Genomic DNA, 16061 nt, shown 5'->3' with positions numbered 1-16061 from the left:
TGTTGCATTCTACTTTTAATAATTATATACTACTGTTAGTACCTAGTCATAAAAATGGATGGTGCGGTATGAAAAAAAGAAGAAGTAAAAAAGAAAGACAAGAGTTATTACAACAAACAATCGAATCAAATCCTTTTATTACGGATGAAGATTTAGCGGAAAAATTTCAAGTGAGTATACAAACAGTACGACTTGATCGTATGGAATTGTCTATTCCTGAATTAAGAGAGAGAATTAAACATGTAGCTACAAAGCAACATGAAGAAGATGTGAAATCTTTACCGTTAGAAGAGGTTGTTGGAGAAATTATTGATATTGAATTAGATAGACATGCAATCTCTATCTTTGAAGTAAAGATAGAACATGTATTTAAAAGAAATCAAATTGCTCGTGGGCATCATCTGTTTGCGCAAGCAAACTCACTAGCTGTTGCGGTTATTGATGAAGAATTAGCTTTAACTGCAAAGTCTACCATTCGATACATTCGCCCTGTAAAATTAGGAGAGCGTGTTGTTGCAAAAGCGCGCGTTGAAGATGTAGAGAATGATAAGGGACGGACGGTTGTCAAAGTGCGTAGCTTCGTTGGAGAAGAACTTGTTTTTACAGGCACTTTTGAAATGTATCGATCTAGTAATTATAGTGAGGAAGGTAACAACTTATGAAAATCGCAATAGATGCAATGGGCGGAGATCACGCTCCAAAGGCTGTAGTATTAGGGGCAATGAAAGCTATTAAGGAATATTCTGATTTACATATTACGTTAGTAGGGAAAGAAGAGGAAATTCGTCAATACTTAACGAGTGATGAACGAATTACTATTCTTCATACAGACGAAAAAATAGAATCAACGGAGGAACCAGTAAGAGCGGTTCGTCGAAAAAAACAAGCTTCAATGGTGCTTGCGGCACAACAAGTAAAGGATGGAGAAGCAGACGCTTGTATATCCGCAGGTAGTACGGGAGCTTTAATGGCAGCTGGATTATTTGTAGTCGGTCGTATGGAAGGAATTGAGCGACCAGCTTTATCGCCTACAATGCCAACTGTAGATGGAAAAGGTTTTGTTATGTTAGATGTTGGAGCAAATGTTGATGCAAAACCAATTCATTTATATCAATATGCAGTAATGGGATCTGTTTATGCTGAGAAGGTAAGAGGAATTGAAAATCCTCGCGTTGGACTATTAAACGTTGGAACAGAGGATGGAAAAGGAAACGAGCTTTCAAAGCAAGTATTTGCAATGCTTAAAGATGCGCCAATTAATTTCGTTGGGAACGTTGAATCAAGAGATTTATTGCAAGGTGTAGCAGATGTTGTTGTATGTGATGGTTTTACAGGGAATGTAGCGTTGAAATCATTAGAGGGAACAGCACTTGCGCTATTCTCTATGTTGAAAGAACAGTTAATGAGTTCATTTACGAGCAAATTAGCAGCGGCGGTATTAAAGCCAAAACTTATGGTATTAAAAGATAAAATGGATTATTCGGAGTATGGAGGAGCTGCATTATTTGGATTGAAAGCACCTGTCATTAAGGCTCATGGTTCTTCTAATGACCAGTCGATATTTAGTGCGATTCGTCAAACGAGAGAAATGGTAGCGAAAGAAGTAATTCCTACGATTTCAAGCGTAATGGAGAAAGAGTCACTCCAATAAGAGGAGGATTTGAAATGGGAAAAATAGCATTTCTTTTTCCGGGCCAAGGTTCACAGGCAGTTGGAATGGGTAAACAATTAGCAGAGAATAATAAAGAGGTTGCAAAAGTGTTTGCAAAAGCAGATGAGGTGTTGGAAGATTCACTTTCAGAAGTGATTTTTGAAGGACCGCAGGAAAAGCTTACATTAACAACAAATGCGCAGCCTGCATTATTAACAACGAGTTTTGCTATTTTGACAGCTTTGAAAGAGTATGACATTACACCTGACTTTGTCGCTGGTCATAGTTTAGGTGAATATAGTGCTCTTGTAGCAGCTGATGCATTAACTTTTGAAGATGCTGTATATGCTGTAAGGAAACGTGGCGAATATATGGAAGAAGCTGTTCCGGGCGGGGAAGGCGCAATGGCAGCTATATTAGGTGCTGACCCACATATGCTGAAACAAGTTACAGAAGAAGTAACAAGTGAAGGATATGCAGTGCAAATCGCTAATATGAATAGTACGAAGCAAATTGTGATTTCTGGAACGAAGCAAGGCGTAGAGGTTGCTTCTCAAAGAGCGAAAGAAAATGGTGCAAAGAGAGCGATTCCACTAAAAGTAAGTGGGCCATTCCATTCTTCACTTATGAAGCCGGCAGCTGAGAAGTTCCAAAGTGTTTTAAATGAAATTACAATTCATGACACGAATATTCCTGTTATTGCAAATGTTACGGCGGAAGTTATTACACGTGGTGCAGACATTCAAGAAAAGTTAATTGAACAGCTTTATTCGCCTGTATTATGGTACCCGTCTATTGAATATATGGTGAGCCAGGGAGTAGATACGTTTATTGAAATTGGACCTGGAAAAGTACTTGCTGGACTTATGAAGTCAATTGATTCATCAGTAAAAGCATATGCGATATACGATGAAGAGACATTAAAAGATACCATTTCAAATTTGAGAGGAGAAAACTGATGTTAAAAGGGAAGGTAGCATTAGTAACTGGCGCTTCACGTGGAATTGGTCGCGCGATTGCGATCGATTTAGCGAAACAAGGGGCAAATGTAGTAGTAAATTATGCTGGTAATGAACAAAAAGCAAATGAAGTAGTAGATGAAATTAAAAAATTAGGTTCTGATGCAATTGCGGTAAGAGCAGATGTTGCAAATGCTGATGATGTTACAAATATGGTGAAACAAACAGTAGATACATTTGGACAAGTTGATATTCTTGTAAATAATGCTGGTGTAACGAAAGATAATTTATTAATGCGTATGAAAGAAGAAGAATGGGATACAGTTATTAATACAAACTTAAAAGGTGTATTCTTATGTACAAAAGCAGTATCTCGTTATATGATGCGTCAACGTCACGGTAGAATTATAAACATCGCTTCGGTTGTTGGTGTTATAGGAAACCCAGGACAAGCTAACTATGTTGCTGCTAAAGCGGGTGTTATTGGATTAACAAAAACATCTGCAAAAGAGTTAGCAAGTCGAAATATTACAGTGAATGCAATTGCGCCGGGCTTTATTGCGACTGATATGACGGATGTACTAGATGAGAATATTAAAGCCGAAATGTTAAAAGTTATTCCAGCTGCTCAATTTGGTGAAGCGAAAGATATCGCGAATGCTGTAACGTTTTTTGCTTCTGATCAAAGCAAATATGTTACAGGTCAAACGTTAAATGTTGATGGCGGTATGGTAATGTAATAAAAGAATCGATTTCACCTAGTTTTTTTGGTCAATATTTAATATAATATTTGAGGGGAGGTGAATGGAATGGCAGATGTTTTAGAGCGCGTAACAAAAATCATCGTTGATCGTTTAGGAGTAGAAGAGACTGAGGTAGTACCAGCTGCAAGCTTCAAGGAAGATTTAGGAGCAGACTCCCTAGATGTAGTAGAACTTGTAATGCAATTAGAAGATGAATTCGAAATGGAAATTTCTGATGAAGATGCTGAAAAGATTGCTACTGTTGGCGATGCTGTGACTTACATAGAGAGTCATCTATAATGCTTAAGTGAAGTCCCGTTTTTTAGCGGGGCTTTCTGGCTTATATCTGGAGGGACCTATGCCGTACCGAAAATATAGAGAAAAAAAATACGAAACAAAATATCGTGAAGCATTTAAAGTGTTTCAAGAAAAGATAGGTATTACGTTTACAGATGAAAAATTATTGATTCAAGCATTTACGCATTCATCGTATGTGAATGAGCATCGAAAAAAACCGCATGAAGATAATGAGCGTCTTGAATTTCTTGGAGATGCAGTATTGGAACTGACTGTATCGCAGTATCTGTTTCAAAAATATCCGACAATGAGCGAAGGAGAGTTAACAAAACTACGTGCAGCTATTGTATGTGAGCCATCTCTTGTTCGTTTTGCGAACGAATTGTCATTTGGTAGCCTTGTTTTATTAGGAAAAGGTGAAGAAATGACAGGTGGACGTGAACGACCAGCTTTATTAGCGGATGTCTTTGAAGCGTTTATTGGTGCCCTTTATCTTGATCAAGGGCTAGAAACAGTTTGGGAATTCTTAAAAGAAATTGTATATCCGAAAATTAATGAGGGTGCTTTTTCTCATGTGATGGATTATAAGAGTCAGTTGCAAGAATTGATTCAGCGTGATGGCAGTGGCAATGTTGAGTATCAAATTTTGCAAGAAAAAGGACCAGCTCACAATCGAGAATTTGTGTCACGTGTTACGTTAAATAACGTAGCTTTAGGTCTTGGTAGTGGTAAGTCGAAAAAAGAAGCAGAGCAACAAGCTGCTGCAGAAGCATTGAAAAAATTAAAAGAACAACTATAAGGAATCCCCCTTTGAATGAGGGGGATTCCTTGTGCATAGAATGAAACTTTCTTTTTGTTTATAATGAAAAAGAAGGTAAATCCGTATAATACTTGTTTTTGTATAGAGAACATTTATAACGACGGAGAATAGGAGGAAGGCCTTTCGTGTTTTTAAAAAGATTAGAAATAGCAGGGTTTAAGTCTTTTGCTGAGCGTGTATCTGTTGATTTTGTCCCAGGTGTAACTTCTGTAGTAGGACCTAATGGAAGCGGGAAAAGTAATATTACTGATGCAATTCGCTGGGTACTTGGTGAACAATCTGCAAAATCATTACGTGGTGCAAAGATGGAGGATATTATTTTTGCAGGCAGTGATACGAGGAGAGCGGTTAATGTTGCTGAAGTAACAATAACTTTAAATAATGAAGATCAACGTTTACCAATTGAATACAATGAGGTGTGTGTAACACGTCGTGTATCTCGTTCAGGTGATAGTGATTTTTATATTAATAAACAATCATGTAGATTGAAAGATATTATCGATTTATTTATGGACTCTGGTATGGGAAGAGAAGCTTTTTCAATTATTAGCCAGGGGAAAGTGGAAGAGATTTTAAGTAGTAAGTCAGAAGAGCGTCGAGGTGTATTTGAAGAAGCGGCAGGCGTACTAAAATACAAACTTCGCAAAAAGAAAGCTGAAGGGAAATTAGCAGAAACACAAGAAAACTTAAATCGTGTACAAGATATAATTCATGAATTAAGTAGTCAAGTAGAACCTTTAGAAAGACAAGCTTCTATTGCGAAAGATTATCTTGAGAATAAAGAAGAATTAGAGAAAGTAGAAGCCGCGCTTATTGTCCATGAAATTGAAGAATTGCACGAGAAATGGGAAGCGCTTCGAAATCAGTTTGGGCATAATAAAAACGAAGAAGCTAAAATGTCAACGAATTTACAAAAAAGTGAAGAAGAGCTTGAGGAATTACGAGGACAATTACAAGCGGTAGATGAGTCTGTAGACTCGTTGCAAGAAGTACTTCTTCTTTCTAGTAAAGAGCTAGAAAAACTTGAAGGGCAGCGTGAGTTGTTAAAAGAGAGAAAGCAAAATGCTACGGCGCATTGTGCGCAACTTGAGCAGTTAATTGTTGAATTAACAGAGAAAGCTAAAAGTTACGATGGTGAGATTGAGTCAAGTACAGAAGCTTTAATGCAATTTGTGAATGAAGTAAAAGAGTTGGAGCAAAAATTGCATGATAATGAGCAACTGCTTGCTACTTTTGCTGACAATTTAGAGGAACAGATTGAGAATTTAAAAGGTGACTATATTGAGCTTTTAAATCAACAAGCTAGTCATCGTAATGAATTATCTATGATTGAAGAACAATCTAAACAGCAAACGTCTAAAAACGAGCGTCTAGATGAAGAGAATGCGAAATATGTAGAAATGCGTATGGAAATTACAGCGAAAAAGACGAAACTTGTAGAAAGTTACGAACAAGCGAAAGAAAAAGTAGCTGGCATTCTCTCAAACATACAGAAGACAGAGGCGGCGCTTGGGAAATGTAAGACGCAGTATAGTGAAAATGAAACAAAACTGTATCAAGCATATCAATTTGTGCAACAGGCACGTTCTCGAAAAGAAATGCTTGAAGAGATGCAAGAAGATTATTCTGGATTCTATCAAGGTGTACGTGAAGTATTGAAAGCTAGAGAAAATAGGTTGCAAGGTATCGAGGGTGCTGTTGCGGAACTGTTAACGGTACCGAAAGAATACGAAGTTGCAATGGAAATTGCTCTAGGTGCAGCGATGCAGCACATTGTTGTACAAACAGAGGAGCATGCTCGTAATGCGATAGCATTTTTAAAGCAAAATAAACATGGACGTGCAACGTTTTTACCGCAAGCTGTTATTAAAAGCAGGTCTTTATCATTTGAGCAATTACGCATTGCAAATCAACACCCATCGTTTGTAGGTGTGGCGGCAGAACTTGTGCAGTACAACAATAAATATGAAAATGTAGTTTCAAATTTATTAGGTACGGTTATTGTTGCGAAAGATTTACGCGGAGCAAATGAGTTGGCGAAACAACTGCAATACCGTTATCGCATTGTAACAATCGAAGGTGATGTAGTGAATCCTGGCGGTTCTATGACTGGTGGGGCGGTAAAGCAAGCGAAATCTTCTTTATTAGGACGCCAACGTGAACTGGAAGAGTGGACTCGCAAGTTAACTGATATGGAAGAAAAAACAATGAAGTTAGAAAACTTTGTTAAAGCAGTAAAACAAGAGATTCAAGAAAAAGAAGTGAAAATACGCGAACTAAGGCAAACTGTAGAAGTAGATCGTGTAGATGAGCAGAAATTAAGAGAAGAGATTAATCGTCTAGAATTAGAAGAACATCGTATTAATGATCGATTGTCTATTTATGATTTAGAGATTGAAGGGTTTTTACAAGATCGAGTAAAAATGCAAGGGCGTAAAGAGGAGTTAGAAGGGATTTTAACGAATCTTCAAGCTGATATCACTAAGTTAGATAGTAAAATTGTAGCTTTAACAAAACAAAAAAGTGAGCAACATTCTTCGAAAGAAAAAGTTCAAAAAGAAATGACGGAGTTAAAAGTTCTGGTAGCTGAAAAGCAACAACGCTTATTTAATCAAAAAGAAAAAGTTGAACGATTGACGAAGGAAAAAGAAGAAACGGATGCGACACTTGTAAAAACGAAAGAGGATTTAGCGTTCTTAAAACAAGAAATGACATCTAATTCAAGTGGTGAAGAGCAAATTACGAATATGATTGAGAAGAAAGCATATGATCGTAATCAAACTTCAGAATTAATTCGCTCTCGTCGTGAACAACGTGTATCGTTGCAAGAGAGGGTAGAACATTTAGAGCGCAATTTGAAAGAAACGACAGGTAAACATAAATATATTCTTGAAATGTTGAAAGATCAAGAAGTGAGAATAAATCGACTTGATGTAGAGTTGGAAAATAGATTACAACATTTACGTGAAACATATACGATTTCATTTGAAGCGGCAAAACTAAAATATACAATGACAATGCCTGCAGAAGATGCGCGTAAGAAAGTAAAATTAATCAAATTATCTATAGAAGAGTTAGGTACAGTGAACCTAGGGGCAATTGATGAATATGAACGTGTAGCGGAGCGTCATACATTCTTACTAGAGCAGAGAGACGACCTAGAAGAAGCGAAAGCGACATTGCACCAGCTTATTACCGAAATGGATGAAGAAATGAAAAAACGCTTTTCTACTACGTTTGAAGGCATTAGAATGGAGTTTCAATCGGTATTCTCTGAATTATTTGGAGGCGGTAGAGCGGATTTAGTAATGACTAATCCAGAGGATTTACTAAATACGGGTATTGATATTGTAGCACAACCGCCAGGGAAGAAACTGCAGAACTTAGGTTTACTTTCAGGTGGAGAGCGTGCTTTAACAGCAATTGCGCTTTTATTTGGTATTTTAAAAGTACGCCCAGTACCATTCTGTGTACTAGATGAGGTAGAGGCAGCCCTTGATGAGGCGAATGTAGCTCGTTTTGCACAGTATTTAAAGAAATTCAGTAATGAGACGCAGTTTATTGTAATTACACATAGAAAAGGTACAATGGAAGAGTCTGATGTGTTGTACGGTGTAACAATGCAAGAATCAGGGGTATCTAAACTTGTTTCGGTTCGTTTAGACGCCGGAGAAGAACTTGTTGCAAGTGAATAGGAAGGATGGGAAAGTATGAGTTTTTTTAAAAAACTAAAAGAAAAAATTTCAAAACAAACGGATACAGTTACAGAGAAATTTAAACAAGGATTAGAAAAAACGAGAAATTCATTTGCGGATAAAGTGAATGATTTAGTGTATCGTTACCGTAAAGTGGACGAAGATTTTTTCGAAGAGTTAGAAGAAATCTTAATCGGTGCAGACGTTGGCGTTGCGACGGTAATGGAATTAATTGACCAATTGAAAGAAGAAGTACAACGTCGTAACATTCAAGATCCAAAAGAAGTACAAGCTGTTATTTCAGAAAAACTAGTAGGAATTTACAAAGGCGACAGCGATTTTAGTAACGAAATTAATATGCAAGAGGACCAATTAACGGTTGTTTTATTTGTTGGTGTTAATGGTGTAGGAAAAACGACGACAATTGGTAAACTGGCGCATAAGTTTAAATCAGAAGGTAAGTCAGTCCTATTAGCGGCAGGAGACACATTCCGTGCTGGAGCGATTGAACAATTAGAAGTATGGGGCGATCGCGTTGGTGTAGAAGTGATTAAACAAGGATCTGGATCTGATCCAGCGGCGGTTATGTATGACGCTGTACAAGCTGCGAAAGCACGTAAGGTAGATGTATTACTATGTGACACAGCAGGACGCTTGCAAAATAAAGTAAATTTAATGAAAGAATTAGAGAAGGTGAAGCGTGTAATTGAGCGTGAAGTACCAGGTGCTCCTCATGAAGTATTACTTGTTATTGATGCAACAACAGGACAAAACGGTTTAAGCCAAGCGAAAACATTCCGTGAAGCAACGAATGTAACTGGTATTGTTTTAACGAAGTTAGATGGAACTGCTAAAGGTGGTATTGTATTAGCGATTCGTAACGAAATGGATGTACCAGTGAAGTTTGTTGGATTAGGAGAGCAAATGGATGACTTGCAACAGTTTGATCCAGAACAATATGTGTATGGTTTATTTGCGAACTTAGTAGAAACAGAAGAAGTATAAGTGAAAGGAGCGGTATTTCCGCTTCTTTTTCTATAAAAAATATATGATGTTAAGAAAAAAACTTGACACTCTTTTGGACTACATGTAAACTAATTCATGTAAAGGGAAATCACTTAACAAAGGATGATCCAGCATGCTCGAAAAAACAACGAGAATGAACTATTTATTTGATTTTTATCAATCGTTGTTAACGCAAAAACAAAGAAGTTATATGTCGCTTTATTATCTAGATGATTTATCTCTTGGTGAAATTGCGGAAGAATTTGATGTAAGTCGCCAAGCCGTGTATGATAACATTAAACGGACTGAAGCGATGCTTGAAGAATATGAAGAAAAATTAGTATTACTTCAAAAGTTTCAAGAGCGACAGCGACTTGTTGCAAAGCTAAAACAGCTAATCAGCGAAGAAGAGCATGTGAATGAAGAAATGAAACAAGTTGTTGAAGCTATCGAAAAATTAGATTAGGAGGGCGGCAATATGGCATTTGAAGGATTAGCCGACCGACTTCAACAGACAATGCAAAAAATCCGCGGCAAAGGAAAAGTTTCTGAAGCCGATGTGAAAGAAATGATGAGAGAAGTTCGTCTAGCTCTTTTAGAAGCAGATGTTAACTTTAAAGTAGTAAAAGATTTTGTGAAGCGTGTGTCTGAACGTGCTGTCGGACAAGATGTAATGAAAAGTTTGACACCTGGACAACAAGTAATTAAAGTTGTACAGGAAGAACTTACAGAACTTATGGGCGGAGAGCAAAGCAAAATTGCTGTTGCTAATAAGCCACCGACTGTTATTATGATGGTTGGTCTGCAAGGTGCGGGTAAAACAACGACGACAGGTAAGCTTGCGAATTTGCTTCGTAAAAAGCATAACCGTAAACCGATGCTTGTTGCAGCGGATATTTACCGTCCAGCAGCGATTAAACAGCTTGAAACATTAGGGAAGCAATTGGACATGCCTGTATTCTCTTTAGGAGATCAAGTAAGTCCTGTTGAAATTGCGAAACAAGCGATTGCAAAAGCAAAAGAAGATCATCACGATTATGTTTTAATCGATACAGCGGGTCGCCTGCATATTGATGAAGAACTAATGGATGAATTAGCGAAAGTTAAAGAAGTTGCGAAACCGGATGAAATTTTCCTTGTTGTCGATGCGATGACGGGACAAGACGCGGTAAATGTTGCACAAAGTTTCCATGAACAGTTAGGTTTAACAGGTGTTGTATTAACGAAGTTAGATGGTGATACGCGCGGTGGTGCTGCATTATCTATTAAGGCTGTAACAAACACGCCGATTAAATTTGCTGGTATGGGTGAAAAACTAGATGCAATTGAAGCGTTCCATCCAGAGCGTATGGCATCCCGTATTTTAGGGATGGGCGATGTCTTAACATTGATTGAAAAAGCGCAAGCTACAGTTGATGAAGAGAAAGCGAAAGAACTTGAGCAAAAAATGCGTACGCTTTCGTTTACGCTTGACGATTTCCTAGAACAACTTGGACAAGTGCGTCAACTTGGGCCGCTTGATGAATTGTTAGGAATGCTTCCTGGTGCAAATAAAATTAAAGGGCTGAAAAATGCACAAGTTGATGAAAAACAAATTGGGCATATTGAGGCAATTATTCGTTCTATGACTAAATTAGAACGAGAACAACCGGAAATAATCAATGCTAGTCGCAAAAAGCGCATTGCCAAAGGTAGCGGTACAACTGTACAAGAAATCAATCGTCTAATTAAACAATTCGATGACATGAAAAAAATGATGAAGACGATGACGGGAATGCAAAAAGGTAAGAAAAAAGGACTAGGTGGATTGAAGTTTCCATTCATGTAAGGAAAAAAAGATGGCTCTGTTAAGAAAAAATACTTTACAAAGCAATAGTCTTTTTGCTAATATAATTATCTGTGTGAAATAAATTCGGAGGTGCTTTATAAATGGCAGTTAAAATTCGTTTAAAACGTATGGGAGCTAAAAAAACTCCTTTCTATCGTGTAGTTGTTGCAGATTCTCGTTCTCCTCGTGACGGACGTTTCATTGAGGAAATCGGAACTTACAATCCAGTTGCTCAACCAGCTGAAGTTAAGATCAACGAAGAAGCAGCATTAAAATGGTTAGGAAATGGTGCTAAACCATCTGATACAGTTCGTAACTTATTCTCTAACCAAGGTATCATGGAGAAATTCCACTTATCTAAACAAGGTAAGTAATTGAGGCAATGACTATGAAGAAGTTAGTCGAGACGATTGTCAAGCCTCTTGTCGATTATCCTGAAGATGTAAAAGTTACACAGGAACTTTGCAACGGAGAGATAAAGTATCGATTAACTGTACATCCTGAGGATGTTGGAAAAGTCATTGGAAAGCAAGGGAGAGTTGCGAAAGCGATTCGAATGCTCTTGTATTCAGTGGGACATCATAATGATGAAAAAGTAACACTGGAAATTCAATAAACGTAAAAAAGGGCGAGGAGTTATTCCTCTCCCTTTTTTAACATTTAAATAGAGAGTGCATGTTCCATCTGTGAAATGGAGATGCTTAATTTATATAGAAACCAGGGGTGACATACTATTTATGACAAAATGGTTTAACGTAGGGAAGATTGTAAATACTCATGGCGTAAGAGGGGAAATCCGTGTTATTTCTCGTACTGATTTTCCAGAAGAGCGATATAAAGTAGGAAACACGTTATACATATCGAATGAGAAAGGCACAGACTACCTTCCGGTGAAGGTAACTTCTCATCGCCAACATAAGACATTCGATTTATTAACATTTGAAGGATATAACAATGTAGATGAAGTAGAGAAGTTTAAAGGTTCTTTAATAAAAGTACCAGAAGAGCAGTTAGGTGAACTTGCTGAAGGTGAATACTACTATCATGAAATTATTGGTTGCAGTGTTGTAACGGAAGAAGGAGAAGCGCTAGGGACAATCAAAGAGATTCTATCTCCTGGTGCAAATGATGTTTGGGTAATTAAACGCCCGAAGGGTCAAGATCTCTTAATTCCTTATATCGATGACGTTGTACTTCAAGTTAATATTGAAAATAAATTAGTAACCATTCATGTAATGGAAGGGCTGCTATAATGAAAATTGATATTTTAACGTTGTTCCCAGACATGTTTACCGGTGTATTTGGATCTTCTATATTAAAGAAGGCGCAAGAAAAAGAAGCGGTAAACCTTCGTGTTGTTAACTTTCGTGATTATACAACAAGTAAGCATAATAGCGTAGACGATTATCCTTACGGCGGAGGAGCTGGTATGGTGCTTACTCCTCAGCCTATTTTTGATGCTGTAGAAGATTTGACGAAAGAGACAGAGCGTAAGCCTAGAGTTGTCTTAATGTGTCCGCAGGGCGAAAGATTTACGCAGAAGAAAGCGGAAGAGCTTGCAGGGGAAGAACATTTGATCTTCGTATGTGGGCATTATGAAGGGTATGACGAACGAATTCGTGAGCATCTCGTAACGGATGAGATTTCTATTGGTGACTATGTATTAACGGGCGGAGAATTAGCCTCTATGGTTATTACTGATAGTGTTGTACGTCTCTTGCCAGGTGTGCTAGGAAATCATGCTTCACAAGTAGAGGATTCGTTTAGTACAGGTTTATTAGAGCATCCTCATTATACACGTCCAGCTGATTTTCGTGGTATGAAGGTACCGGATGTATTAATGTCAGGGAATCATAAAAACATTGATGAATGGCGACATAAGGAATCTTTGCGTCGAACGTATACGCGTAGACCTGATTTGTTAGATGAGAGAGAGTTATCTAAACAAGAGAAAAAATGGCTTGAGGAAATAAAGCGAGAGCAGTAATAACTTCATATATTTGCTATTGCAACAGGCCTAGTAATATGCTATTATAACATTTGTGCTACTGAAATCAGTAGCCGTATTAACGATGTTCCGCTGTAATTTATTAAGACTTTATAAGAGCATCTGTTTAAAGGAGAGAATTTAATATGCAACAATTAATCGCAGAAATTACAAAAGGCCAATTAAAAACTGACCTTCCTTCATTCCGTCCTGGTGACACTTTACGTGTACACGTAAAAGTTGTTGAGGGAACTCGTGAAAGAATTCAGCTTTTCGAAGGTGTTGTAATTAAACGTCGTGGTGGCGGAATCAGTGAAACATTCACAGTTCGTAAGATTTCTTACGGTGTAGGTGTTGAGCGTACATTCCCAGTTCACACGCCAAGAATCGCGAAAATCGAAGTACTTCGCCGTGGTAAAGTACGTCGTGCTAAGTTATACTACTTACGTAACCTTCGCGGTAAAAAAGCACGTATTAAAGAAATTCGATAAGACATGTATGGGAGCTTGTAAATGCACAAGCTCCCTTTTTCCAATCTATATGAAATTTTGGTATAATACGAGCAGTTTACATAACCGTGGAGGGGAAATGCATGAAAAAAGAGAAGAGTTCACTTTGGGAATGGATTAAAGCAATTTTGATTGCTGTTGTATTAGCTGGTGTTATTAGACAGTTTTTCTTTGCGCCAATTCTCGTAGACGGGGTATCGATGGCACCTACTTTACATGATCGTGATCGAATGATTGTGAATAAAATTGGTTATCACATTGGAGATCCAAAACGCTTTGATATTATCGTATTTCGAGCAACAGAAGATAAAGATTACATTAAGCGCATTATAGGCCTGCCAGGCGATGAAATAGAGTATCGTAATGATAAACTGTATGTTAACGGAAAGGCTTATGAGGAGCCGTATTTAGACAAGCAGAAAAAGCAAATTGCTGATGGACCGCTTACATATGATTTTAATCTTGAAGAAATGACAGGCAAGAAAACCGTTCCAAAAGATCAATTATTTGTTTTAGGTGATAATCGTCGTTTTAGTAAAGATAGCCGTTCAATCGGTACGATTTCAATGGATCAAGTAATTGGTAAAGCTAATATGTTATATTGGCCGTTAGAAGACGCACGTATTGTGAAATAAATGAAAAAGAAGGTGGCAACATGGTAATTCAATGGTTTCCAGGGCATATGGCGAAGGCTAGACGCCAAGTAACGGAGAAATTAAAATTAATTGATGTTGTAATTGAACTTGTAGATGCTCGATTACCATTATCATCTCGAAACCCAATGATTGATGAAATCATTACACATAAGCCAAGGCTTGTTGTTTTAAATAAAGCGGATATGGCGGATGATCGTTTAACAAAACAATGGATCGCATATTTTAAAGAAAAAGGCCATATGGCAATTTCGATTAACGCGCAAGCTGGACAAGGTATGAAGGAAATTGCAGCAGCTTGTAAAGTGCTTGTTAAAGAAAAATTTGATAAAATGGTTGCAAAAGGTATTAGACCGAGAGCGATTCGTGCATTAATTGTAGGTATACCAAATGTTGGTAAATCTACATTGATTAATAAATTGGCAAAGAAAAATATTGCTAAAACAGGAGATCGTCCAGGTGTGACAACAGCTCAACAATGGATTAAAGTTGGGAAGGAAATGGAATTGTTAGATACACCAGGTATTCTGTGGCCTAAATTTGAAGATCAATTAGTGGGTCTTCGTTTAGCGACAACGGGTGCAATTAAAGATTCAATTTTAAATTTACAAGATGTAGCTGTTTACGCATTACGTTTTATGGAGAAACATTATCCAGAACGCTTGAAAGAACGCTATAATTTAAATGAGATTCCAGAAGATATTGTGGAATTATTCGATGCAATTGGAAAAAATAGAGGCTGCTTAATGGGCGGCGGAATGATTGATTATGATAAGACATCTGAGCTTGTGCTTCGTGAGCTTCGTGGTGGCAAACTTGGAAAAATGACGTTTGAAACACCGGAAGAGTTTGGAGAGCAAGTGGAAGATGTGGAAAAAATAGAAGAAGTATAAGACGTGCGTTTGTGCGTCTTTTCTTTTTGGATATGTTTAAAAAGGAGCTTGTATAAATGCAAACTATGACGATAAAAGAAGCGGAAAATGTATTGAAAGAAATTATGAATGAAGAAGATGATCGCTTTCAACTGTTAATGAAAGATGATCGAAAAGGTGTTCAAAAGCTCGTTTTGAAGTGGTATAAACAAAAAGAGTTAGAACAGAAAGAAAAAGAGAAGTTTTTTGAAATGTCCAAGTATGAAAATGCTTTGCGTGAAAAAGGGGTCACATATATCGCGGGTATTGATGAAGTAGGGCGTGGGCCATTGGCTGGGCCTGTTGTGACGGCAGCTGTCGTTCTTCCTGAGGATTTTTATATTCCAGGGTTAAATGACTCGAAAAAGTTGAGTGAAGCGAAACGTGAGCGTTTTTATGATGAAATAAAAGTACAAGCAATTGCAATTGGAGTAGGAATTGTATCACCGCAAGTTATTGATGATATTAATATTTACCAAGCAACGAAACAAGCGATGTTAGATGCAGTTGCAAATTTATCTTGTACACCCCAACATTTATTAATTGATGCGATGAAGCTTCCTACACCAATTCCGCAAACATCAATTATTAAAGGTGATGCGAAAAGTGTTTCGATTTCAGCAGCATCCATTATAGCAAAAGTAACGAGAGATCGTATGATGAAAGAACTGGGAGAGAAGTATCCTGAATATGGATTTGAGCAACATATGGGATATGGCACAAAGCAACATTTAGAGGCAATTGAAGTGCATGGAGTACTAGATGAACACCGCAAGTCATTCGCACCAATTAAAGATATGATTCAAAAATAAGCTGTAAATATACAGCTTATTTTTTTATTTTGGCATATAAACATTACTATTTTCGAAAAAGAATAAAGCGATTTCAGTTTTCTGACACTTTATTGTAGACAGCGTGCCAATCATCTTATACAATGGCAATGTAATGTTTTTTAAACATTAAAAAACTTTTCGAGTAAAACAGGAAAACAGGGGAGGATGGG

The 16061-nt window shown here is 37.5% G+C and carries 18 protein-coding genes; all 18 read left to right on the top strand.

Going from position 1 to position 16061, the window contains the following annotated elements:
- Positions 1-68: 68 nt before the first annotated feature.
- Complete coding sequence (gene fapR / locus MR168_RS00700) at positions 69-662, top strand: transcription factor FapR (RefSeq protein WP_000747348.1); 594 nt, start codon at positions 69-71, stop codon at positions 660-662.
- Positions 659-1651 (top strand): phosphate acyltransferase PlsX, encoded by a 993-nt coding sequence (gene plsX / locus MR168_RS00695; RefSeq protein WP_000684100.1) that lies wholly within the window; start codon positions 659-661, stop codon positions 1649-1651. The genes fapR and plsX overlap by 4 nt, the downstream gene beginning before the upstream one ends.
- A 14-nt stretch (positions 1652-1665) precedes the next feature.
- Positions 1666-2610, top strand: coding sequence for an ACP S-malonyltransferase (gene fabD / locus MR168_RS00690; protein ID WP_086411758.1), 945 nt, complete (start codon positions 1666-1668; stop codon positions 2608-2610).
- Positions 2610-3350, top strand: a complete 741-nt coding sequence (fabG, locus tag MR168_RS00685) for a 3-oxoacyl-[acyl-carrier-protein] reductase (RefSeq protein WP_000911773.1) — start codon at positions 2610-2612, stop codon at positions 3348-3350. The genes fabD and fabG overlap by 1 nt, the downstream gene beginning before the upstream one ends.
- A gap of 69 nt (positions 3351-3419) precedes the next feature.
- Entirely contained in the window at positions 3420-3653 is a 234-nt protein-coding gene (gene acpP / locus MR168_RS00680; protein ID WP_000786062.1) for an acyl carrier protein, read from the top strand.
- Between the two features lie 58 nt (positions 3654-3711).
- Entirely contained in the window at positions 3712-4449 is a 738-nt protein-coding gene (gene rncS / locus MR168_RS00675) for a ribonuclease III (protein ID WP_001146875.1), read from the top strand.
- Between the two features lie 146 nt (positions 4450-4595).
- Positions 4596-8165: a chromosome segregation protein SMC gene (smc, locus tag MR168_RS00670; protein ID WP_086411757.1), complete on the top strand. Its 3570-nt coding sequence runs from the start codon at positions 4596-4598 to the stop codon at positions 8163-8165.
- 15 nt (positions 8166-8180) lie between these two features.
- Entirely contained in the window at positions 8181-9170 is a 990-nt protein-coding gene (gene ftsY / locus MR168_RS00665) for a signal recognition particle-docking protein FtsY (protein WP_000007655.1), read from the top strand.
- A 133-nt stretch (positions 9171-9303) separates the two neighbouring features.
- Entirely contained in the window at positions 9304-9636 is a 333-nt protein-coding gene (locus MR168_RS00660) for a putative DNA-binding protein (protein ID WP_000891062.1), read from the top strand.
- A gap of 12 nt (positions 9637-9648) precedes the next feature.
- Positions 9649-10998 carry a signal recognition particle protein gene (gene ffh, locus MR168_RS00655; protein ID WP_000863460.1) on the top strand — a complete coding sequence of 450 codons (1350 nt, stop codon included), beginning with the start codon at positions 9649-9651 and terminating at the stop codon, positions 10996-10998.
- Positions 10999-11099: 101 nt separating this feature from the next.
- The gene (gene rpsP / locus MR168_RS00650; protein WP_000268750.1) at positions 11100-11372 is read left to right on the top strand and encodes a 30S ribosomal protein S16; all 273 of its coding nucleotides are present in this window, start codon (positions 11100-11102) and stop codon (positions 11370-11372) included.
- A 14-nt stretch (positions 11373-11386) separates the two neighbouring features.
- Positions 11387-11614 carry a KH domain-containing protein gene (locus tag MR168_RS00645; RefSeq protein ID WP_000737401.1) on the top strand — a complete coding sequence of 76 codons (228 nt, stop codon included), beginning with the start codon at positions 11387-11389 and terminating at the stop codon, positions 11612-11614.
- 121 nt (positions 11615-11735) lie between these two features.
- Positions 11736-12251, top strand: a complete 516-nt coding sequence (gene rimM, locus MR168_RS00640) for a ribosome maturation factor RimM (RefSeq protein ID WP_000170278.1) — start codon at positions 11736-11738, stop codon at positions 12249-12251.
- Positions 12251-12985: a tRNA (guanosine(37)-N1)-methyltransferase TrmD gene (trmD, locus tag MR168_RS00635; RefSeq protein ID WP_000686903.1), complete on the top strand. Its 735-nt coding sequence runs from the start codon at positions 12251-12253 to the stop codon at positions 12983-12985. The genes rimM and trmD overlap by 1 nt, the downstream gene beginning before the upstream one ends.
- Positions 12986-13131: 146 nt before the next feature.
- Entirely contained in the window at positions 13132-13476 is a 345-nt protein-coding gene (gene rplS, locus MR168_RS00630) for a 50S ribosomal protein L19 (protein ID WP_001186516.1), read from the top strand.
- Between the two features lie 101 nt (positions 13477-13577).
- On the top strand, positions 13578-14129 hold the full coding sequence (lepB, locus tag MR168_RS00625; RefSeq protein ID WP_000711853.1) for a signal peptidase I: 552 nt from the start codon (positions 13578-13580) through the stop codon (positions 14127-14129).
- A 20-nt stretch (positions 14130-14149) separates the two neighbouring features.
- Positions 14150-15040, top strand: a complete 891-nt coding sequence (gene ylqF, locus MR168_RS00620) for a ribosome biogenesis GTPase YlqF (protein ID WP_000236704.1) — start codon at positions 14150-14152, stop codon at positions 15038-15040.
- Between the two features lie 56 nt (positions 15041-15096).
- Positions 15097-15870 carry a ribonuclease HII gene (locus MR168_RS00615; protein WP_001194265.1) on the top strand — a complete coding sequence of 258 codons (774 nt, stop codon included), beginning with the start codon at positions 15097-15099 and terminating at the stop codon, positions 15868-15870.
- The last annotated feature ends 191 nt before the right edge of the window (positions 15871-16061 follow it).

The sequence above is a fragment of the Bacillus cereus group sp. BfR-BA-01356 genome (genome assembly GCF_022663635.1).
Lineage (GTDB): Bacteria > Bacillota > Bacilli > Bacillales > Bacillaceae_G > Bacillus_A > Bacillus_A cereus.
The sequence above is the reverse complement of the archived record's forward strand: the minus strand, read 5'-3'. Positions and strand labels throughout refer to the sequence as shown.